This is a genomic window from Ilumatobacter sp., assembly GCF_030065885.1.
Classification (GTDB): Bacteria; Actinomycetota; Acidimicrobiia; order Acidimicrobiales; family Ilumatobacteraceae; genus Ilumatobacter.
Genome location: NZ_JASJCS010000054.1, coordinates 1 through 19,242, shown reverse-complemented (window position 1 = coordinate 19,242; position 19,242 = coordinate 1). Strand labels below are relative to the sequence as shown.

Below are 19,242 nucleotides of genomic sequence, written 5' to 3'. Positions count from 1 at the left end.
ATCGACCGACCACCAGGGTGGGTCGCATGGGCAGCCCCCTCACCGCCATCGGCCCGGAATCACCCGCGCGGCCCGCTGGTTCCCCCGGCCTGCGCACCGACCTCGTCGAGGCGTACCGGGCGACCCGGTCGCTGACCGAGGCGCTTGCAGCACCACTGACTGCGGAGGACCAGTCGATCCAGTCGATGCCCGACGTCAGCCCGACGAAGTGGCACCGCGCCCACGTGACCTGGTTCTTCGAGACGTTCCTGCTCGAGTGCTTCGCGGCCGATCACTCGCCGTTCGATCCGCGGTATCGCGAGCTGTTCAACAGCTACTACGAGGGGGTCGGACCGCAGTTCCCTCGTGCCCAGCGGGGTCTGCTCAGCCGGCCGGGCGTCGACGAGATCAGCAGCTACCGGGCTGCGGTCGATGCGTCGATGGAGGAGTTGCTGGCGAGCGAGCTCGGCGGGGACGGGTCGGCGGTGGCCGACCTGACCGTGCTGGGTCTGCACCACGAACAGCAGCACCAGGAGCTCCTGCTGATGGACATCAAGCACGTCTTGTCGATCAACCCGCTGCAGCCGGTGTATCGACCCGAACGCACCCACCCGCGGGCGGCGACGCCGCTCGGCTGGCTCGATGTCGACGGGGGTCTGTCCGAGTTCGGCTGGGCGGGCTCCGGGTTCTCGTTCGACAACGAGTCACCCCGCCACTGCGCGTACCTGTACCCGTACCGGCTGGCCGACCGGCTGGTCACCGCAGGGGAGTGGCGTGCGTTCATCGACGACGGCGGCTACCGGCGCGCCGACCTCTGGTTGTCCGACGGCTGGCACGCGGTCCGTTCGCAGGGGTGGGCGGCGCCGCTCTACTGGGTGCCCGAGGGTGACGGCTGGTCGGTGCACACGCTGGCCGGCACGCGTCCGCTCGACCCCGCCGAGCCGGTCTGTCATGTCAGCTACTACGAGGCCGACGCCTACGCCCGATGGGCGGGCAAGCGGCTCCCGACCGAGCTCGAGTGGGAGCGAGCGCTGTCGCTCGGATTCAGCTCGCGCCCGTTCGACCTCGACGCGCTGCAACCACGAGCCGCCGCGGTGCAGGACGAGGCACCACAGGTCCGACAGGCGTTCGGCGAGTGCTGGCAGTGGACCGCCTCGGCCTACCTGCCGTACCCCGGATTCGAGCCTGCCGCCGGCGCGGTCGGCGAGTACAACGGCAAGTTCATGTCGGGGCAGATGGTGCTCCGCGGCAGCTCGTCGTACACGCCGCCCAGCCACGCCCGCCCGACCTACCGCAACTTCTTCCCCCCACACGCCCGCTGGATGGTCTCCGGCGTGCGTCTCGCCGACGGAGGCACACCATGACGGTCACCACCCCCCACGTCGACAGCGTCGTCGACGACGTCCCGATCGAACCCGTCATCGAGCGCCACCTCGGCGAGCACTGGTGGTCGATGACGCTCGCCAACGAGGTTCGCGTCGGTCTCGAGGGCCGGCCGCGGCGCCTCGACCCGCGCTGGCTGTACGACCACCGCGGCAGCGAGCTGTTCGACCGGATCACCCGGCTGCCCGAGTACTACCCGACCGAGGCCGAGCGGTCGCTCCTCCAGCGCGACGCCCTCGCCATCGTGACCCGCGCCGGCGCCGACACGCTCGTCGAGCTCGGGTCGGGCACGTCGGACAAGACGAGGACGCTGCTCGACGCGCTCGCGGCCGCAGGCCGGCTCCGTCGGTTCGTGCCGGTCGACGTCAGCGAGCAGACGCTGCACGACGCAGCGGTCGAGCTCGCCGAGCGCTATCCGGGGCTCGCCGTGCACGGTGTGGTCGGCGACTTCAACGAGCACCTCGACCGGGTGCCCGACGACGGCACGCCGCTGATGGCGTTCCTCGGTTCGACGATCGGCAACTTCTACCCACCCGAGCGAGCGCGGTTCCTGCGGTCGGTGGCGGGATGGTTGCGGGCGGGTGGCACGTTCCTGTTGGGCATCGACCTGATGAAGCCGGTCGATCGGATCCTCGCGGCCTACAACGACCAGCAGGGCGTCACCGCCCAGTTCTCGCTCAACCTGCTCGAGGTCATGAACCGCGAGCTCGCAGCCGACTTCGACGTCAGCGCCTTCGAGCACGTCGGCCTATGGGATCCGGTCCACCGCCGCGTCGACATCCGTGTGCGAGCGCTTCGTGATCAGCACGTTCGGATCCCCGGGGCGGGCATCGACGTCGACTTCGCTCGCGACGAGGAGCTCCGCGTCGAGGTCTCGACGAAGTTCACCCTCGAGCAGATCGACGCCGAGCTGGCCGGAGCCGGGCTGGCGACGATCGAGACCTACACGAGCGACGGCGGGGACGTCGCGCTCGTCCTGGCCGAGCGAGCCTGATCAGCTCGCGACCGACTCGCCGTCCTCGGTCGGTCGGACACCGATCGGTGCGTTGAGCGTGTAGCCGGCGCGGTGGCGCGCTTCTTCGCTCTCGCCGCCCCAGAAGCCGTACAGACGGTTGTCCCGGGCGTACTGGCGGCACTCGTCCATCACCGGGCAGACGTCGCAGAGCCGCTTCGCCTTGGCTTCCCGGCGTGCGCGAGCTTCGGGTCGCTCGGACTTCTTGGCGAAGAAGAGGTGGAGCTTGCCGTGGCAGACCGCTCTGCTCTTCCAGTCGGCGGGATCCGCCCAAGGCAACTGGTCGGTCGCCGTCATGCCGCCCGCAGCTCCGCCGGGACGTCGGCCGCGACGACCGACGCATGCCAGCGCGCCTCGCGCCAGCCGTGGGGTGTGCGCTTCCAGATGATGGTCGCAACACAGTCGAACGTCGCAGTTGTTCCGTTCGCCGTCAGCGATTGCCGGAAGTCGAGCACGGAGTAGCCGAGGTCGTCGGTTCTGATCGCTCGGTAGTCGAGGATCTCGGAGTCGGTCGTTGCCGCCATCGTGTCGAGCGTGGCGAACAGCTCGTTGAACCACCGCTCCCACTCGAGGCGGGTGCGGATCGGGCGGGCGTTGCCGTCGACGCCGATGTCGACGATGCCGAAGTCGTCGTCGCAGAGCCAGGCCAGCGTCTCGAAGTCGTGATCGCGGACGCTTCGCAGCAGCGTCATCGTCTCGGCGTAGAACGGCTCGCAAGCGAACCGGCCAGGCGGAGATTCGAGGGGTGAGCGGTCCTGGAGCACCAATCGCATGGCAAACCTTTCGAGGAGGGGCCCCGCCACCCCAGGAGGCGCGGGTGGCGGGGCCCGGTGTGGGAACGGTCAGGCCTCGACGAGGTCGCCGGCGTCGTCCGGCACGGCGACCCGGCTGTCGGCGCCGGCGTCGTCGCCGGCCTCGACGTAGCCCTCGTCACGGCTCTTGGACAGGGCGATCGCCAGCACCAGCAGGCCGAACAGCGGCTTGGCGAGCACGTCGGCGATCGAGTAGCCGACCTGGCGTGCCACCTCGGCTGCGGCAGCGTCGTCGATGACCGACGGCGCCATGTAGGCGAGCGGGTACACGCCCCACGTCGCGAGCAGGATGTAGCGCATGCCGTCGAGCGTCTTGCGGACGCTCGGGCTCTGGCGGCCCAGCGAGCGGCCGAGCTCGACGAAGAGCACGTAGAGGATGTAGATGAACGGGATCGTCGATGCGACGGCCCAGAGCGTGCGGGCGGTCGAGTCCGGATCCGACACCTCGCCGGGCCAGCCGAGCGCGATCATCGCGACGGCGGCGATCGAGAGCCGGATGAGCATGCTGCGAGTCGTGTTCTTCGACAGCTTCAGGACCACGACGAGCTCCGCCAGCAACAGCGGCACGGTCAGCAGCCAGTCGACGTAGCGATAGCCCTCGTTGAACGGCTCACCGTCCTGGACGTAGCGACCGTCGGTGAAGCTGAACGCGTCGGACCACGAGCCGAAGATGCGTACGTAGTGGTAGAGGGCGATGCCGACCACCAGGGTCGACAACGTCAAGGCCATGCGATGGCGCGGCGCAACGCGGCTCCTCATCAGGAGGAAGAACACGAGCGCAGCGCCCATGCTGGCGATGACGAATGAGAAGGAGTTGTAGACGAGGTTGTACTGGCCCTCGCTCAACGTGAAGTCCATGGGACGCTCCCTTGCTGTCGGGTTGGGGGTGGGTGTGACGCCGTCGTCGACGCCGAGGGCGATATTAGCAACGTTCAGTTGTATTTACTCTGGATGAGTCCGATTTTCCGTTCCATCGGTACACTCACCGCATGGCTCAGACTCCGCAGCTCGATCTGCACGAGGCCGCCGACGAGCTCGGCGTCCACTATCAGACGGCGTACAGGTGGGTGCGGACCGGGAAGCTGCCCGCCGCCATGGTGAACGGTCGATACGTCGTGTCGCGTGCCGATCTCGAGGCCGTCGAGCAGCGGCGCAGCACGCCGCGCTCACCCGAGGCGCCCAGCCGGCGCCGGCTCGACCATGCCGCTGAGCGGATGCACGATGCGATGGTCGCGGGCGACGAGGCGGCGGCTCGGCAGATCGCCGGCAAGCTCGCCGACGAGGGCGCGTCGGTGCGAGACGTCGCCCAGCACGTGCTCGTGCCGCCGCTGCGCCACATCGGGCAGGCGTGGCACGACGGTGAGCTCACGATCTGGGTCGAGCACCGTGCTGCGGCGATCACCGAGCGGATCCTCGGCGAGCTGGCGCCCAACCCGCGCGGTCGCCGCCGAGGGACGGCGATGGTCGCCGCAGTCGCGGGCGACCGGCATTCCCTCCCCACGAGCATGGCGGCGCTTGCGCTGCGCGACGACAACTGGCACGTTCATCACCTCGGTGCCGACATGCCGCCGGCCGAGCTGGTCGGCTTCTGCGCCGACCACGACGTGGACGTTGCGGTGCTGACGGTCACCAACCCGTCGACGTTGCTCGCTGCGACGGAGGTCGCAGGCGAGTTGGGCGAAGCCGGCGTCCCGACGATCGTCGGGGCTCCCGGTCGAAGCCTCGACGAGCTCATCGACCGTGCCCGCACCGCCCGCAGCCGGGCCGCATAGGCCGATGCGGGTGATGTGGGTCGAGCGTGACATCGAGGCGCCGCCCGAGGCCCTGTGGGACCTGCTCACCGATGTCTCGCGCTGGTCGGCCTGGGGACCATCGGTCTCCGACGCATCGCTCGACGGCGACGTGTTCGAGCTCGGCTCGACGGGTTCGGTGCGCACGACGCCCGGTGTCAGCTTCCCGTTCTCCGTGACCGCGTTCGAGCCCGGACACCGTTGGCGCTGGTCGATCGCCCACGTGCCAGCGACGGATCATCGCGTGGTCCGTACCGAACACGGGTGCCGCGTCGGGTTCGGTGTGCCGGTCTGGGCGGCGCCGTACGCAGTCGTGTGCCGCAGCGCGCTCCGTCGCCTCGAGCGGCTCGCGATCGCCCGCTGATGGCCCGATCGCGGACGAACCGGACCTCGGCGAGTGGCCGGCGCCGACCCGCACCGGGCGGTCGTGCGCCGACGACGTGCTCGTCGTGCGGCCGGACCATCGAGTGGCGTGCCAAGTGGGCCGGCAGCTGGGATGACGTCCGCTACTGCTCGGCGGCGTGCCGTCGTCGTCGCGTCGACGCCGTCGATCGGGACCTCGAGAACGCCGTCACCGAGTTGCTGTTGGAGCGGCGACGTGGAGCCACGATCTGTCCGTCGGAAGCCGCTCGTCTCGTCGCCGAACGCCGTGACCTCGACGACTGGCGTGCGCTCATGGAGTCGGCCAGGAGGGCCGCGCGGCGGCTCGTGGCCGCCGGGCTGGTCGAGATCACGCAGGGCGGCCGCGTCGTCGACCCCTCGACGGCCAGGGGGCCGATCCGCATCCGGCGGAGGCCCTCGTGAACCGGTTGCCGGTACCCCGACCCGGCCGTGCGGCCGCCGAGGCGTTCGTGGACCGCCATCTGGTCCATGTGGCGGGCGACGCAGCTCGCGGATCGGAGCGATTCCGCGGTGGTCAGAGCGCAGCCGATGCGGCCCTCGCGGCGTTCGACGTCGCCGGCTATGCGTCCCGTCGTAACGAGGTCCGGCCGACGGCGCGACGCGGTGCGTCCGGTCTGTCGCCGTACATCCGCCACGGGCTGCTCACGCTGCCCGACGTCTGGCGCCATGTCGCCGGAGGGCCAGCGCGCGACGTCGCCAAGTTCCGCGACGAGCTGCTCTGGCAGGAGTACGCCCGGCACTGGTACGCACGGCTGGGGGCGGCAACCGGACGCGGTGTTCGGCGAGAGCTCGCCGGGTCGTCCGCCGACTCGCCGGCGCCCGCCGCGTGGGACCGCTCGATGGCGTGCCTGGACGCGAACCTCGCCGAGCTCGAGCGGGACGGTTGGCTCGTCAACCAATCGCGGATGTGGCTCGCGAGCCACTGGGCGGTGCGCGAGGCCGCGGACTGGCGCAGCGGCGAGGACGCCTTCTTCCGTCACCTCCTCGACGGCTCGCGTGCGGCGAATCGACTCGGCTGGCAGTGGACGGCCGGGGTGGGATCGTCGAAGCACTACGGGTTCAGCCGGTCGCAGGTCCGTCGGCGGGCGCCGGGTCTCTGCGACGGCTGCGAGCGTCGGGACGACTGTCCCATCGAGGCGTGGCCGGACGATCCGGCCTTCGTTCCCGTCGAGCGCAACCCTGCCGTTCGGTTCGACCCCGACGTGCGCCGCACACGCGGCCCTGACGACGTCGAGCGCCGCGGCGGGGGCGTGGCCGAGGCCGTGTGGCTGACGGCTGAGTCGCTCGGTGCGGAGGACCCGGCGTCGGTTGCGCGCCCGGATCTCCCGGTGGTGTTCGTGTTCGACGAGCCGCTGCTCGCTCGTCTCCAACTGTCGTCGAAGCGCCTCGTGTTCCTCGTGGAGACGCTCGCCGAGCGGGCGCTCACCCGCGGTGTCGAGCTCTGGCTCGGTGACCCGGTGGCCGTGCTCGGCGGGCGGCGCGTCGCCGTGACGTTCGCGCCCGTGCCGGGCTTTCGCCGTCGAGCCGGTGCGATCTCGCCGGCCGAGGTGCACCCCTGGCCCTGGCTGGCGACGCCGACGGGCGGCCCGATCTCGTCGTTCAGCGCGTGGCGACGAGCGGTTGGTCGGTGACCGCGCTGCGGTCGTCACGCCACATGCGCTCGACGACCACAGCATGCGGCACCGTCACCAGGCTGAGCATCACGAACACCGACGGCACGATCAAGTCCGCCCGCCCGGCCACGACACAGAGCGCGGCCCCCGCGGCGGCGAGCACGGCGACGACGAGCGTCCGTGGCGCAGCGATTCGCACCACGTCGACGATCGGCCGGCCGCCGGTGCCGACCACGCTCGACAGCGTCATGAGATGGCCCAGCGAGTGCCACGCCCCGAAGTACACGGCGAACCCGATCAGTGGGTCGGCCGCGACGAACAGCGTCGTCAGCGAGATGGTCACCACGAGCTGCCGGAGGCGGAGGGCGGGGGTGCGCCGGAGCAGGAATGCGACGGCGGCGAGATGCTGCCCGATCAGGAGCGCGATCACGACCGGGCGACTCGCCGCGAGCCACGACCATGTCGACGGATCGACGCCCGCGAGCCGCTCGACGATCGGCCCGACGGCCGTCGTGTGGGCGACGAGCGGGACGGCGACGACGAACACACCCCGCGACCACTGGAGCATGCGGCTGCCGTCCTGCCGGAGGTGTGCGAGGTCCGACTGGCCGAAGTGGTGGGCCGAGACGAGCAGGAAGCCGATCAGCGCGACCGCCGGCACGGTGAGCCACAGCGCGGCGTAGCCGGCGGCCCCCGCCACGTACCGCACGTGGAACCGCACCGGATCGAAGACGCCCGTGATCGCTCGCATCACCGCGTGGTCGGCCGCGCCGTGCGGCAACCCGAGCGTCGCGACGACGGCGATGGCGATGGTGGCCGACACCACCGGGTCGGGCTCGAGCGCCGCGGACAGGAACGCGGTGGCGACGGTCGCCGTGGTCAACGGCCAGAAGAGCGGTCCGGTGACGAGTTCGGCACGCGCGTTGGGATGGAGTCGTCGGGTCATGCCGCCACGATGTCGCCGACCGGTGCTTCGAACAGCTCGGCTCGAACGTGCACGTCAGGCGCCGGATCGAGTTGTATCGACGTTGCCGTGTCGCCGAACGCTCGGTCGAGCTCCCGCCGGTCGCGCCATGCGGCGCGGGTCTCGGCGGCCGCCGCTGCGAGGAACGGACCGAGCGGTAGGTGGGCCACCATGCGGGCGTCCTGTGCCAGGGACGACGCTTCGTCGAGGAACGTGAGGACGCGGTCGATCGGCGTCGTGCGGAAGAGGCGCTCGAAGATGGTGCGGCCGAGCTCGGGGCGGTGATCGAGCAAGTGGAGCAGCGTCCGGTCCCCGAAGGCGAAGCGACGAGGCGGATCGGGCAGCTCGGCCGGGTCACCGGTCGCCGCCATCGTGTCGACGAGATGACGGGAGTGACGGTGGATCCGCTGGAACGTGTACCCGCTCGTCGGCTTCGTCATGCCGCCGACGGTGCCCAGGTTCCAGACATGGTGTCCGCATCGTTGTGGCCAGGAGCGATCCTCCATCGGGATGCACCCGTACTCCGTGCGTTCGACGGCGACGTCACCGGCGCCATGGTCGGCGACGTACTCGCGAACGTGGTGGTCGTAAAACGTGCGGTCGCGCGGTCGGCGCGAGAAGGTCGTGAACTCGACGAGTGCACGGTCGGCTGCATCGGGCAGGAGGTAGAAGAACGCAGTGCCGTCGTCCTGCGGTGCATCGAAGTCCATGAGGGTCGCCACCCCGGGGCGGAAGATCGGGTGCTCGGTCCTGACCTCCCACCCGCCGAAGTGCTGGCGCAGTGGATGGCGCGCCGGTGGGCCGCCGGGCGGGCGGCCGACGCTCTGCATCACGACGGGTGCCCGGAGGTCGCCGAGGGCGGTCCTGACCCGAGCGCCGTCGTGCTCGTCGTCGATGCCCAGCATGGCGGCCGGGACGAGACGGACGTTCGGCTGCCGCTCGGCGAGCGCAAGGATCGCCGCTGTGTAGTCGCGGCTCCGCACCCGGTGATAGCGCCGAGGCCCGCGCCACGTTCCCAGTCGCTGCGTCGACGTCCACGACGGGAACCGAACCTCGACGTCGCGCCATGACCGGTCGGCGAGCCACGCGAAGGGCGCATCGGGCGGGCCCCAGAACGACCAGGTGCGGTCGTCGCGTGGTTCGATCGTTCGGTCGACGATCAGGATCCGGCGGTCGGCGAGCGGGCTCTGGAGGAGGTGCCAGAGCGCACTCAGGCCGGCGCAGCCGGCACCGGCGATGATGATGTCGCCGTCGTGCTGCGGATGTCTGACGGCCGGCATCCGGGCATCTTAGCGTCGTTTAGTCGTAAAAACGCGTCGGGAGATCGTCGCAGAGCGGTCGTTGTGGACTGCCCCGGGATCGTGATGGTCGCCGCCGTACCTGCCAACGCGTCGTCGCTGATCTGGCGATGGGTGTCGAACGCTCGTCGGCGATCACGCCGCCATCACGGTGTCATTCCGGCTTCCCGCCGATCCTTCTCACCTCGGTGGGGTCAGGAGACGCGCGAGGGCTCGTGGCGGGGGTTCGACGACGAGGCCTGCGCAGCGCCGACGAGTCGTCGGGCCAGCTGCCGCCAGATCACCGCATGCGGCGGGAGGAGCACCCACCAGTAGAGGCGGCCGGCGATCCCGCGCGGGTGGAAGCGGGCCAGCTGGCGCAGGACGGTCCGCCCGGTCGCGTCGTCGGTCGAGACGCGCCACTCCAGCCACGCTGCACCGGGCACCTTCATCTCGGCGCGCAGGCGCAGCAGGTGCGGTGGCTCGAAGGCCTCGACGCGGAAGAAGTCGAGCGCATCGCCGACCCGCAGCTCGTCGGGGTGACGACGGCCACGACGCATGCCGACCCCGCCGACGAGCTTGTCGATCCAACCCCGCAGCGCCCAGAGTGGCTTGCCGACGTACCAGCCACGCTCGCCGCCCACGCCCTGTACGGCGGCGAACACGGCCTCCGGCGAGGCGTCGGTGTCGACCGTCTGGACGTCCTCGAGCACCGTCCCCCCGGCCCAGTCCGGATCGTGCGGGCGCGGGCTCGCCGGGCCGACCGACGCGTTGCTGTCCATCCAGCTCGTCCACACCTGGAGATCCTGGACACGCGTGAGCGCCCGCCGGATCGCGGCCTCCAGCGTCAGCGGCTCGTGGGCGATGATCGTTCGGATGTCGTGGTCGGGACGGACGACGACGTCGTTGATCAGGCTGTCGACCAGTGGCCGTGCCAGGCCGTAGGGGAGCGGCGTGACGAGGCTGTTCCAGTGTGACGAGAGCCGCGGCGTGAGGAGCGGCACGGGGATCACGATGCGTCGCCGGAGCCCTGCTGCGTCCGCGTACGCGTCCATCATGTCCTTGTAGGTCAGGACGTCGGGCCCGCCGATTTCGAGCACCCGGCCCACCGACCCGGGGGCGTCGAGCACGGCGACGAGGTAGTGCAGCACGTCGGAGATGCCGATCGGTTGGCAGCGTGTCCTCGTGACCCAGCGGGGGCAGACCATGACCGGCAGCACCTCGTCGAGGTGGCGGAGCATCTCGAACGACGCGCTGCCCGAACCGATGATCACGGCCGCTCGCAGCTCGGTCACGGGCACCGGGCCGGCGGCGAGGATCCGGCCGACCTCGTGGCGGCTGGCGAGGTGCTCCGACAGCCGCTTGCCGGTGTCGTCACCGAGGCCGCCGAGGTAGATCAGCCGCGACAGCCCGGCACGTTCGGCAGCCCGGGCCGTGTTCTCGGCGCCGAGCCGGTCGGTCTGCTCGAAGTCGTGCGACAGCCCCATCGCATGCACGAGGTAGAACACCGCGTCGAGGCCCTCGAACGCCGGGACGAGCGACTCCTCGTCGGTGACGTCGGCCGCGACAACGTCGACCTCGGACCGCCACGCCACGCGGTCGAGGCGGCTCGGCGTGCGTACGACGCACCGCACCTCGTGGCCGGCCGCGAGCAGGTAGGGGACGAGGCGGCCGCCGACGTAGCCGGTGGCGCCGATCACGCCGACCTTCACGGGGTCTCCGCTCCTCGCACGGACCCAGCGTCCCACGGCGGGTCGGGTGGCGCGCTATCGGCCCCTGAACACGGGCTGACGCTTCTCGACGAACGCAGCGGCGGCCTCGCGGTGGTCCTCGGTCGACATCGCGCGGATCATGTTCGGCGCCTCGGCGTCGAGCGCCGTCGCCAGGTCGCAGGTGATCGCCCGGTTGATGTTCTCTTTCATGAGCCGGGTCGCGATGGGTGCTCGCTCGGCGAGGTCCTGGCACCAGTGCAACGCAGCCTGGTCGAATCCCACGTCGGGGAGCACCTGGTTGACCATGCCGAGCTCGAGCGCCTCGCCGGCCGAGAGTCGCGGCGAGGTGAAGTACAGCTCCTTCGCCTTGGCCGGGCCGAGGAGCTGGGTCAGGAACCACGACCCGCCGAAGTCGCCCGAGGCGCCGACGCCCGCGAACGCCGTCACGAGGATCGCCCGTTCGGCGGCGAGCCGGATGTCCGCGGCGAGCGCGATCGAGAGGCCGGCGCCCGCTGCGGCGCCCGGCAGTGCAGCCACGACCGGCTTGGCGAACTGGTGGAGGGCGAGCGACACCGCTCGCTGGCGGTGCCGGAGGTACGCCACCCGGTCCTCCAGCCCCTCGGGCTGGCCGGGTCGGCCCACGCCCGCCTTGTGGGCCTCGTTCATGCCCTTCACGTCGCCGCCGGCACAGAACGCCCCGCCCGAGCCGGTCACCATCACCACCCTCACGTCGGTGTCCTCGGCCAGGACGGGCAAGGCCGAGCCGAAGCCGTGGTAGATGCCCTCGGAGAGCGCGTTCCGGCGCTCGGGCCGGTTGAAGGTGATCACGCCGACGTTGCCGTCGACGTGAGCGAGGAGGTCGTCGGTTCCGGTGTCGATCGTGCGCGTCATGCAGGGCAGCTTGTCGCCGCACGGTTCGCGGGGACGAGTCGAGTGAGATCGAACCGGCGACGCGGGCAGCGCTCCGGGTCGGGGGTTGCCTCCACGCTGGACGTCACGTCCCACTTGGGACGTAGTGCCCTGTTGCCGAACCGTCACCCGTGGTCGCATGAGGGGTGGACGTGCCGGTTTGCGCGCCCGCGACCGATCCGGCGCGTCGTGAGGAGGACGATCGTGAACCGGAAACTGATCATCGGTGGCGGTCTCGCGGTGGCGTGTGCCGCTGCGTGCGCCGCTGCAGCGAAGCGCTGTGACTGCGGCGAGCAGTCGAGCATGTGGGAGAAGATGCGCAGGCACATGGACGAGATGCCCGAGGACTTCCCGCCGCGGGTCATGTTCGACAACGTCCAGGCCATCCGGGCGAACACCGACGAGATGGTCACGCTGCTGCGCGACGCCGACCGCCAGGTCGAACACGTCGGCGCGAGCTGAGGAGGACGAAGCATGCCCACGCAAGCATCCATCGATCGGTTCCTGAGCGGGAAGCGGATCGCACTGGTCGGCGTCTCGCGCAACTCGAGGTCCTTCAACAACGCCGTGTACCGGACGATGCGCGACCACGGCTACGAGATGTTCCCGGTCAACCCGAACGCGGATCAACTCGAGGGCGACCGCTGCTACCGGACGGTCGCCGAGCTACCCGACGTCGACGGCGCGCTGATCATGGTGCCGGCGGCCATGTCGCCCGAGGTCATCGGCGACTGCGCCGACCGCGGCATCACCCACATCTGGCTGCACAAGGGAGCGGGGCCCGGCGCGGTCAGCTCCGAGGCGGTCAAGGTCGCACAGGCCCGCGACCTCGACGTGGTCGACGGCGCGTGCCCGCTGATGTTCCTGACCGACACCGGCTGGCTGCACCGCATGCACCGGCGCTTCTCCGGACGCAAGATCGCCGTCGCGTGACGCCCTGACCGCGCGCGTTCACTCGCGTTCGATCACCCCGGCGAGCTCGAGGATCCGCGTCGGGGGGAGGTGCTGCTCGGTGATGCGGGCGCCGAACGGCGCCAACGCGTCTTCGATCGCGTTCGTGATCGCCGCCGGCGCGCCGATCATGCCGCCCTCGCCGACGCCGCGGAAGTCGTTCTCGCCACCCGGCGAGTGCGACTCGAGGTGGTGGATCTCGATCTCGGGGATCTCCATCGCCGTCGGGATCAGGTAGTCGATGTAGGTGGCCGAGTTGAGGTTGGCGTCCTCGTCGTAGGCGACCTTCTCGTACAGCACGGCACCGATGCCCTGGGCCACGCCGCCGCGCACCTGCCCGTCGACGATCGCCGGGTTGATGATCGGCCCGCAGTCCTCGACGACGAGGTACCGGGGGAACGTCACCTGCCCGGTCTCGAGGTCGACCTCGACGATGCAGGCGTGGGTGGCGACCGACCAGCCGCCGTCGCCCTTGCCGCCGTACGACTGGTGCGCGCCGAAGGCGGCCTCGCCGCCGCGCACGTCGACCGTGCCGCGCTCGGCGATGGCGGACTCGGCGACCTCGGCGTACGTGACGCCCTTCGACGGCACACCGGCGACGTGGATGTTGCCGTCGACGATGTCGATGTCGGCGACATCGGCCTCGAGCATGGTCGCGGCGTGTTCGACGACCTGCTCTCGCAACTGGCGCGACGAGTACTTCGCCACGCCGCCGCCGATCGGGCCGCCGCGGCTGCCGCCGGTGCCGATCACGCTGAACGGCGACTTGTCGGTGTCGCCGAACACCAGGCGGACCTGGTCGATCGGCACGCCGAGCTCGTCGGCGATGATCTGGCCGTAGGTCGTCTCGTGGCTCTGCCCGTGCGGCATCTGCGACGTGTACATCTCGACCGAGCCGTCGGGCAGCACGGCGGCCCACCCCTCCTCGGATGCCAACGCCGCGTTGCCCGGCTCGATGAAGTCGGGATAGGCGGGCGGGCCCGGCGCGGCCTCGTGGTACGACGCGATGCCGACGCCGAGGTACCGGCCCTCGGCGCGCGCCCGCTCCTGATCGGCGCAGAACGCCGGGAGGTCGAGCAGCTCGAGCGCGCGACGGAGCGTGCCCTTGGTGGCCAGCGTCTCGTCGACCGGCGGGCCCGAGACCATCGTGTCGGCGGGCACGTCGTCGCCGATCATGTTCTTGAGGCGCACCTCTTCGGGCCGGAGTCCGAGCCCGCGGGCGACGATGTCGACGAGCCGTTCGCGTGCCCACGTCTCGTTGGCCCACGGGCCGCGATACGGCACGACCTTGCCCTTGTTCGTCGCGATGCATCGCGTCGACATCTGGTAGGCGTCCCAGCGGTAGGACCCGGGCGACATGACCTTCATGATCCCGGCGGTGAGGGCACCTCCGAACGGGAAGCCGGGGTAGGCGCCCTGATCGAGGTCGAGGTGGAACCTCAGCCCGCGGAACGTGCCGTCGCGGTCGACGGCGATCGACAGGGTGAGCGCCTCCTCACGGGCCTGGCCGCCGTCCATGAGGTTCTCGACGCGGTCCTCGATCCATTTCACGGTGCAGCCGAGCTCGATCGCCGCCGCAGCGACGGCGAGCTCTTCTCGGGCGACGGGGCCTTTCGAGCCGAAGCCGCCGCCGACGTCGTCGACCTCGACGTGCGGGTAGTCCTCGGCGCCGAGCAGAGCGAGCCCCGCCTGTGCCATCACCTTCAGGTGGTTCATGTCCTTCGAGACCTGCGACTTCATCGCCGCATTGTCGGCCTTCTTGAGATCGTCCTTGGCGTCGCTCAGGAACTGCTTGGCCGCAGCGACGAACGACGTGCGGCGCTCGGTGTTGCCGACGAAGTCGCGCACCGAGTTGCGGACCGACCGCTTCGATGCGAGCGCGGCGATCGCCCAGCGCACCAGCTGGGGTGCCTGGGTGGCGACGCGCACCGTCAGCCTGCCGTCGTCGCCGGGCCCGACGACGATGCCGCGGGTCTCCATCGGCTGGTTGGTCTGGCGGTGGGACACGAACCGTTCGGTGACGACCCGGTCCGCCGACGCGAAGACGGCATCGACGTCGCCGAACGTCCAGTCGCGCTCGTAGAGCACGTTGCCGTCGGCGCGCTCCCAGATCTGGGGTGCGGCCGAGCGGAGCGCATCGCCCATGCTCGCGATCGAGTCGAGCGGCTCGAACTCGACGTCGATCGACTCGAGCGCGTCTTCGGCCAGGTGGCGCGACTCGGCGACGACGATGGCGATCGGGTCGCCGACGTGGCGCACCTTCTCGGCGCTCAGACAGTGGAACAGCGGCGTGTAGAGGTTCGGCATCGTCACGAGCGGGACGAACGGGTGCGTCAGTGCCTCCATGTCGGTGCCGGTGAAGACCGCCACCACGCCGGGCGCGCGGCGAGCCCGGGTCGCGTCGATCGACGTGATGCGAGCGTGCGCGAGCGGGCTGCGCAGGAACGCGGCGTGGAGTGTGCCGGGCGGCTCGTGATCGGCGACGTAGCGGCCCTGGCCGTGGAGCAGCCGGATGTCTTCGACCCGCCTCACGGACTGACCGACGAGACCCGAGCGATCGGTGGTGGTGACGGTCACGCCTGGCCCTCCTGACCGGACTGATCGGACTGATCGGACTGCATCAGCTCGACGGCGCGTGCGACGCCGGCGACGATGGACTGGTAGCCGGTGCAGCGGCAGAGGTTGCCGCTCAGCTCCTCGCGAATCTGGTGGTTGCTCGGCGATGGGTTCTCGTCGAGCAGCGCGACCGCGCTCATGAGGAACCCGGGTGCGCAGAACGCGCACTGGAAGCCGTGGGCGGTCCATCATCGCCTGCTGGATCGGGTGCGGCGAGCCGTCGGGTTCCGCGAGCCCTTCGATGGTGGTGATGTGCGCGCCCTCGGCCTGGCCCGCGAGCATCAGGCACGACCGCGACGGTTGCCCGTCGACGAGCACGGTGCATGCGCCGCAGACGCCGTGCTCGCAGCCGAGGTGGGTGCCGGTGAGCCCGCACTCCTCGCGGATCACGTCGGACAGCGTGCGCCGGGCCTCGACCGAGACCTGCCGCGCCTCGCCGTTGACCGTGAACGCGACGTCGACGACGCTGCCGCCGGCGGCTCGTTCTGCGTCGAGTCGTTGCTGCGTCACGCCGCGACTCCGATCTTGTCGGCCGCCCGGGCGAGACCGCGGCGGGTGAGCACGCCCGCCAGGTGCTTGCGGTAGGCGCTGGTGGCGTGGATGTCGGCGGCGGGGGAGAGCGCATCGGACACGATCGCCGCTGCCGCATCGAACCGCTCTGCCGTCGCCGGGCCGCCGACGAGCGACTGCTCGGCCTCGGCGACCCGGACCGGCGTCGAGGCGGCGCCGAAGAACGAGAGCGCGGCGTCGGTGACGGCGTCGCCGTTGATCTCGAGCTTCGTGACCAGTCCGACGAGTGCGTAGTCGCCGTGGCGCCGGGCGACCTCGACCACCGAGCCGACGGCGTGCGACGGCCAGGTGGGGAACTGCACCGAGGTGAGCAGCTCGTCGGGTTGCAGTGTCGTCGTGAGATACCCGTCGAAGAAGTCGGCGGCGTCGATCGTGCGGGTGCCGGCGGTGGATCGGGCCTCGATCGTGGCGCCCGCAGCCAGGCAGACGGCCGGCATCTCGGCCGCCGGGTCGGCGTGGGCGATGCTGCCGACGACCGTGCCCTGCGAGCGGATGGCCCGGTGCCCGACCCAGGGGAGCGCTTCGTGAACCAGCGGCGCCGCGGCTGCGACATCGTCGGAGCGTTCGGCCCGGGCGTGCCGCACGAGCGCCCCGATCCGCAGGCCGTCGTCGCCGGCGGTGATGGTGTCGAGCTCTCGGATCGCCCCGATGTCGACGACGTGGTCAGGGCGGCCGAGCCGCAGCGCCATCAGCGGGATCAGCGACTGGCCGCCGGCGAGCACCTTCGCGTCGTCGCCGTGTTCGGCCAGCAGCGCGAGGGCCTCGTCGAGGGTCGGAGGTCGGTGGTACGTGAACGGCGGCGCCTTCATGTGGCGATCATCCCACGATGTCCCGTTCGGCCCCTCACGTGAGCCCCTCGGCGGGCAGGGAGGCGAACTGACCGGCGTCGTGCCCGTACAGCAGCCGGCAGCCCTCGCTGCGCAGACGGGCGAGCTCGCGCATCGAGTCGCGCTGCTGATCGAGGTCGTACCCGAACTGCGGCACGGTCATGTCGTCGAGGAAGCGCTCGAAGTACACGCAGTCGCCCGTCAGAACAACCGGCCCGGAGGCGAGCTCGAGTCGCAACGACTGGTGACCCCGCGTGTGCCCAGCGGTGGGCAGGCACACGACCGAACCGTCGCCGAACACGTCGTGCTCGCCGTCGATCTGCTGGACCTCGTGACCGAGGTCGAAGTCGTCGGGGTTGTAGACGTGGTGCTCGATCAGCTTGGGGTGGTGCCCCGCCGCCCACTCCTGCCGTTGCACCACGATGCGGGCGTTCGGCACCTCGACCGTGCCGCCGCAGTGGTCGAAGTGGAGGTGGCTGAAGACGACCAGGTCGATGTCGGTCGGGTCGATGCCGTGCTGGCCGAGTCGGGCCGTGACGTCCTCGCCGTCGGGCAGATCGGGCTCGAACACCTTCGATGCCCAGGGCCCGATCCGCTCGGTGCCGGTGCGTAGCTCGGTGTGCATCCCCGTGTCGAACATCGCGAGGCCGCGGTCGTGCTCGATCAACCAGGAGGGGATCGGGAGGGCGATCGTGCCGGGTTCTCCCGTGAGCGACTGCAGGTCGGTGTGCAGTCGCCCGATCTCGAGTGGGATCAATCGCATCGCATCGTCGTCTTCGTCTCGTCGCCGTCACGCAGCCTGCCGGACCTCCGACGCGGGAAGCGAGCTGTGCAGTACCTGACCGTCGGGGCCGGTGAACGTCAGATCGGTGGGCGTGCCCGACAACGCCCAATCATCGTCGTGGACGGCGTGATGGTGGTGATGGCACAGGAGCGCCATCTCGTCGAGATCGGTGAGCCCGCCCCGGGCCGCGAACTCTCGAAGATGATGCGCTTCGCACCACTGCGGTGGTCGGTCGCAGCTCGGATGTCGGCAACCACCATCGCGGGCGACGAGTGCGAGGAGTTGGTGCGGCGACGCAGTGCGTCGGCCGCGCCCGAAGTTGAGGATCGCACCGGTCTGATCGGCCACGACCCGGTGGATGGTCGAGTCGCAGCAGAGGCGGTCGATCTCGGCCGAGGTGATGACGTCGCCCGAGAACGTGTCGCGGCCGGTGCCGGATCGTGCTTCGAGGTCGTCGAGCGTCATCGTGACGAGGATGCGGGACGGGTTGCGGCCGCCGGTGACCTCGCCGCGATGAAAGGCCTCGGCCAGCTCGCCGAGCGCGTCGACGAGGCGCTGCCGTCGGGAGCGGCCCGTCTGGTCGAGCCGTTGCTCGTCGGCCAGGCGGGTGAGTGCGTGACGCAGGGACCGGGCGGCGCTGGTCAGATCGAACCTCGAGCTGTTCGACACGTAGCCGTCCCCGGCGCGTCCTTGCGCTCCGAAACCCGGCGCGGCGTCGGGACCTCGGACTCTGTGCGCCCACGTGGGGGAGTGGTAGATCGACAAGTGCCCTCGCACGGACGAACGGAGGTGCGCACAGGTGGTCGATTGGATGCGAGTCGGGGTCCGGCGGCACATGCTCAGCCTGCCGATGGCGATCGGGCGTCGACGTGTCTCGGCGTTTGCCGATCAGGCGCGCTCGGTCATCGGCGGACTCTCCGCCCTCGAGCGCCGCCTCCACCGCTTCCTCGTCGCCGAGCTCACCCGCGCCGGCGAGCCGCTGACGCCGGACGCAGTGGCCGAAGCACTCGACCTCTCCCGCGAGGACGTCGTCCGGATGCTCGACGCACTCGGCGCCCGCAAGGCGCTGATCGCACGCAACGCGGACGGCGCCGTGACGTGGGCCTACCCGGTGACCGTCACGCCCACGGCGCATCACCTCCGCTTCCGGAGCGGCGAGCGGCTGTACGCCGCTTGAGCGGCCGACGTGATCGCAGCGCCCTTCGTGTACGGGCGCCTCACCCGGCAGGCCACCTCGGTGACGGCCGAATCGGTGTGCCACCACTGCTCGGAGCCGTTCACGCTCGAGATCGACCGCGACATGAACATCAGCGTCGAGACGCCCGGCGCGGCGCCCGTGGTGTTCGTGCCCGACGTCGTGCCGTTCGACGTCGAGGGCCCCGACATCGTCGACGACTTCTGAACGGAGAACGTCTTCTTCTGGTCAGAAGAACACGCACGGGAGTACCGCAAGAGCCACCACCGCATTCGCGGCGTCTACGCCCCGCTCGACCGGATCGCCGCCAACCACCGCATCGTGCAGAGCGCGGTCTTCGGGTTCGAGGGATCCGGCGACTGACGACACGGAGGCCGTCGGCCGACACCTCGAATCCCGAATCCGAACCCGTCCGAGACGGCGACTCACGAGATGTGCCCAGGGCT

The 19,242-nt window shown here is 70.6% G+C and carries 21 protein-coding genes and 1 pseudogene; 10 read left to right on the top strand and 12 right to left on the bottom strand.

What is annotated here, in order from left to right:
• The first annotated feature begins 26 nt into the window (after nucleotides 1–26).
• Nucleotides 27–1,343 (top strand): ergothioneine biosynthesis protein EgtB, encoded by a 1,317-nt coding sequence (gene egtB, locus QNJ12_RS12630; protein ID WP_300623009.1) that lies wholly within the window; start codon nucleotides 27–29, stop codon nucleotides 1,341–1,343.
• Nucleotides 1,340–2,356: an L-histidine N(alpha)-methyltransferase gene (egtD, locus tag QNJ12_RS12625; RefSeq protein WP_300623008.1), complete on the top strand. Its 1,017-nt coding sequence runs from the start codon at nucleotides 1,340–1,342 to the stop codon at nucleotides 2,354–2,356. Before egtB ends, egtD begins: the two co-directional genes overlap by 4 nt.
• Here the strand turns inward: egtD and QNJ12_RS12620 are convergent, their stop codons facing one another.
• The 3 genes from QNJ12_RS12620 to QNJ12_RS12610 all read right to left on the bottom strand — a co-directional run bounded on the left by QNJ12_RS12620 (nucleotide 2,357) and on the right by QNJ12_RS12610 (nucleotide 4,044).
• Entirely contained in the window at nucleotides 2,357–2,671 is a 315-nt protein-coding gene (locus QNJ12_RS12620) for a WhiB family transcriptional regulator (RefSeq protein WP_300623007.1), read from the bottom strand.
• The gene (locus tag QNJ12_RS12615; protein ID WP_300623006.1) at nucleotides 2,668–3,066 is read right to left on the bottom strand and encodes a nuclear transport factor 2 family protein; all 399 of its coding nucleotides are present in this window, start codon (nucleotides 3,064–3,066) and stop codon (nucleotides 2,668–2,670) included. Before QNJ12_RS12615 ends, QNJ12_RS12620 begins: the two co-directional genes overlap by 4 nt.
• 150 nt (nucleotides 3,067–3,216) lie before the next feature.
• On the bottom strand, nucleotides 3,217–4,044 hold the full coding sequence (locus QNJ12_RS12610) for a bacteriorhodopsin-like (RefSeq protein ID WP_300623005.1): 828 nt from the start codon (nucleotides 4,042–4,044) through the stop codon (nucleotides 3,217–3,219).
• Nucleotides 4,045–4,175: 131 nt separating this feature from the next.
• On the opposite strand from QNJ12_RS12610, the gene QNJ12_RS12605 reads away from it, so the two are divergent.
• The 4 genes from QNJ12_RS12605 to QNJ12_RS12590 are packed head-to-tail and all read left to right on the top strand — an operon-like array spanning nucleotide 4,176 to nucleotide 7,009.
• Complete coding sequence (locus QNJ12_RS12605; RefSeq protein WP_300623004.1) at nucleotides 4,176–4,958, top strand: B12-binding domain-containing protein; 783 nt, start codon at nucleotides 4,176–4,178, stop codon at nucleotides 4,956–4,958.
• Between the two features lie 4 nt (nucleotides 4,959–4,962).
• Complete coding sequence (locus QNJ12_RS12600) at nucleotides 4,963–5,340, top strand: SRPBCC family protein (protein ID WP_300623003.1); 378 nt, start codon at nucleotides 4,963–4,965, stop codon at nucleotides 5,338–5,340.
• Nucleotides 5,340–5,780: a DUF3253 domain-containing protein gene (locus QNJ12_RS12595; protein ID WP_300623002.1), complete on the top strand. Its 441-nt coding sequence runs from the start codon at nucleotides 5,340–5,342 to the stop codon at nucleotides 5,778–5,780. Before QNJ12_RS12600 ends, QNJ12_RS12595 begins: the two co-directional genes overlap by 1 nt.
• Nucleotides 5,777–7,009, top strand: a complete 1,233-nt coding sequence (locus QNJ12_RS12590; RefSeq protein ID WP_300623001.1) for an FAD-binding domain-containing protein — start codon at nucleotides 5,777–5,779, stop codon at nucleotides 7,007–7,009. The genes QNJ12_RS12595 and QNJ12_RS12590 overlap by 4 nt, the downstream gene beginning before the upstream one ends.
• On the opposite strand, the gene QNJ12_RS12585 is transcribed toward QNJ12_RS12590, so the two are convergent.
• The 4 genes from QNJ12_RS12585 to QNJ12_RS12570 all read right to left on the bottom strand — a co-directional run bounded on the left by QNJ12_RS12585 (nucleotide 6,978) and on the right by QNJ12_RS12570 (nucleotide 11,835).
• A complete protein-coding gene (locus tag QNJ12_RS12585) occupies nucleotides 6,978–7,937 on the bottom strand; it encodes a Brp/Blh family beta-carotene 15,15'-dioxygenase (RefSeq protein ID WP_300623000.1) in 960 nt (319 codons plus the stop codon). The genes QNJ12_RS12590 and QNJ12_RS12585 overlap by 32 nt on opposite strands.
• The gene (locus tag QNJ12_RS12580) at nucleotides 7,934–9,235 is read right to left on the bottom strand and encodes a lycopene cyclase family protein (protein WP_300622999.1); all 1,302 of its coding nucleotides are present in this window, start codon (nucleotides 9,233–9,235) and stop codon (nucleotides 7,934–7,936) included. The genes QNJ12_RS12585 and QNJ12_RS12580 overlap by 4 nt, the downstream gene beginning before the upstream one ends.
• 212 nt (nucleotides 9,236–9,447) lie before the next feature.
• A complete protein-coding gene (locus QNJ12_RS12575) occupies nucleotides 9,448–10,944 on the bottom strand; it encodes an SDR family oxidoreductase (RefSeq protein WP_300622998.1) in 1,497 nt (498 codons plus the stop codon).
• Nucleotides 10,945–10,998: 54 nt separating this feature from the next.
• Nucleotides 10,999–11,835 carry an enoyl-CoA hydratase-related protein gene (locus QNJ12_RS12570; RefSeq protein ID WP_300622997.1) on the bottom strand — a complete coding sequence of 279 codons (837 nt, stop codon included), beginning with the start codon at nucleotides 11,833–11,835 and terminating at the stop codon, nucleotides 10,999–11,001.
• Between the two features lie 222 nt (nucleotides 11,836–12,057).
• Between QNJ12_RS12570 and QNJ12_RS12565 the strand changes: the two genes are divergently transcribed.
• Both QNJ12_RS12565 and QNJ12_RS12560 read left to right on the top strand, forming a co-directional pair.
• Nucleotides 12,058–12,315 carry a hypothetical protein gene (locus QNJ12_RS12565; RefSeq protein WP_300622996.1) on the top strand — a complete coding sequence of 86 codons (258 nt, stop codon included), beginning with the start codon at nucleotides 12,058–12,060 and terminating at the stop codon, nucleotides 12,313–12,315.
• A gap of 12 nt (nucleotides 12,316–12,327) precedes the next feature.
• The gene (locus tag QNJ12_RS12560) at nucleotides 12,328–12,786 is read left to right on the top strand and encodes a CoA-binding protein (protein WP_300622995.1); all 459 of its coding nucleotides are present in this window, start codon (nucleotides 12,328–12,330) and stop codon (nucleotides 12,784–12,786) included.
• 18 nt (nucleotides 12,787–12,804) lie between these two features.
• Here the strand turns inward: QNJ12_RS12560 and QNJ12_RS12555 are convergent, their stop codons facing one another.
• The 5 genes and pseudogenes from QNJ12_RS12555 to QNJ12_RS12535 all read right to left on the bottom strand — a co-directional run bounded on the left by QNJ12_RS12555 (nucleotide 12,805) and on the right by QNJ12_RS12535 (nucleotide 18,270).
• Nucleotides 12,805–15,381 (bottom strand): xanthine dehydrogenase family protein molybdopterin-binding subunit, encoded by a 2,577-nt coding sequence (locus QNJ12_RS12555; RefSeq protein ID WP_300623025.1) that lies wholly within the window; start codon nucleotides 15,379–15,381, stop codon nucleotides 12,805–12,807.
• A pseudogene (locus QNJ12_RS23745) lies at nucleotides 15,378–15,819 on the bottom strand ((2Fe-2S)-binding protein). The gene QNJ12_RS12555 and the pseudogene QNJ12_RS23745 overlap by 4 nt, the downstream one beginning before the upstream one ends.
• Nucleotides 15,820–15,926: 107 nt before the next feature.
• The gene (locus tag QNJ12_RS12545; protein WP_300622994.1) at nucleotides 15,927–16,799 is read right to left on the bottom strand and encodes a xanthine dehydrogenase family protein subunit M; all 873 of its coding nucleotides are present in this window, start codon (nucleotides 16,797–16,799) and stop codon (nucleotides 15,927–15,929) included.
• A 34-nt stretch (nucleotides 16,800–16,833) separates the two neighbouring features.
• Nucleotides 16,834–17,580, bottom strand: coding sequence for an N-acyl homoserine lactonase family protein (locus tag QNJ12_RS12540; protein ID WP_300622993.1), 747 nt, complete (start codon nucleotides 17,578–17,580; stop codon nucleotides 16,834–16,836).
• Nucleotides 17,581–17,607: 27 nt separating this feature from the next.
• Nucleotides 17,608–18,270: a DUF222 domain-containing protein gene (locus QNJ12_RS12535; RefSeq protein WP_300622992.1), complete on the bottom strand. Its 663-nt coding sequence runs from the start codon at nucleotides 18,268–18,270 to the stop codon at nucleotides 17,608–17,610.
• Nucleotides 18,271–18,400: 130 nt separating this feature from the next.
• Here QNJ12_RS12535 and QNJ12_RS12530 point away from each other — a divergent pair, with 130 nt between their 5' ends.
• Both QNJ12_RS12530 and QNJ12_RS12525 read left to right on the top strand, forming a co-directional pair.
• A complete protein-coding gene (locus QNJ12_RS12530; RefSeq protein WP_300622991.1) occupies nucleotides 18,401–18,778 on the top strand; it encodes a hypothetical protein in 378 nt (125 codons plus the stop codon).
• 9 nt (nucleotides 18,779–18,787) lie between these two features.
• A complete protein-coding gene (locus tag QNJ12_RS12525) occupies nucleotides 18,788–19,003 on the top strand; it encodes a hypothetical protein (RefSeq protein WP_300622990.1) in 216 nt (71 codons plus the stop codon).
• The last annotated feature ends 239 nt before the right edge of the window (nucleotides 19,004–19,242 follow it).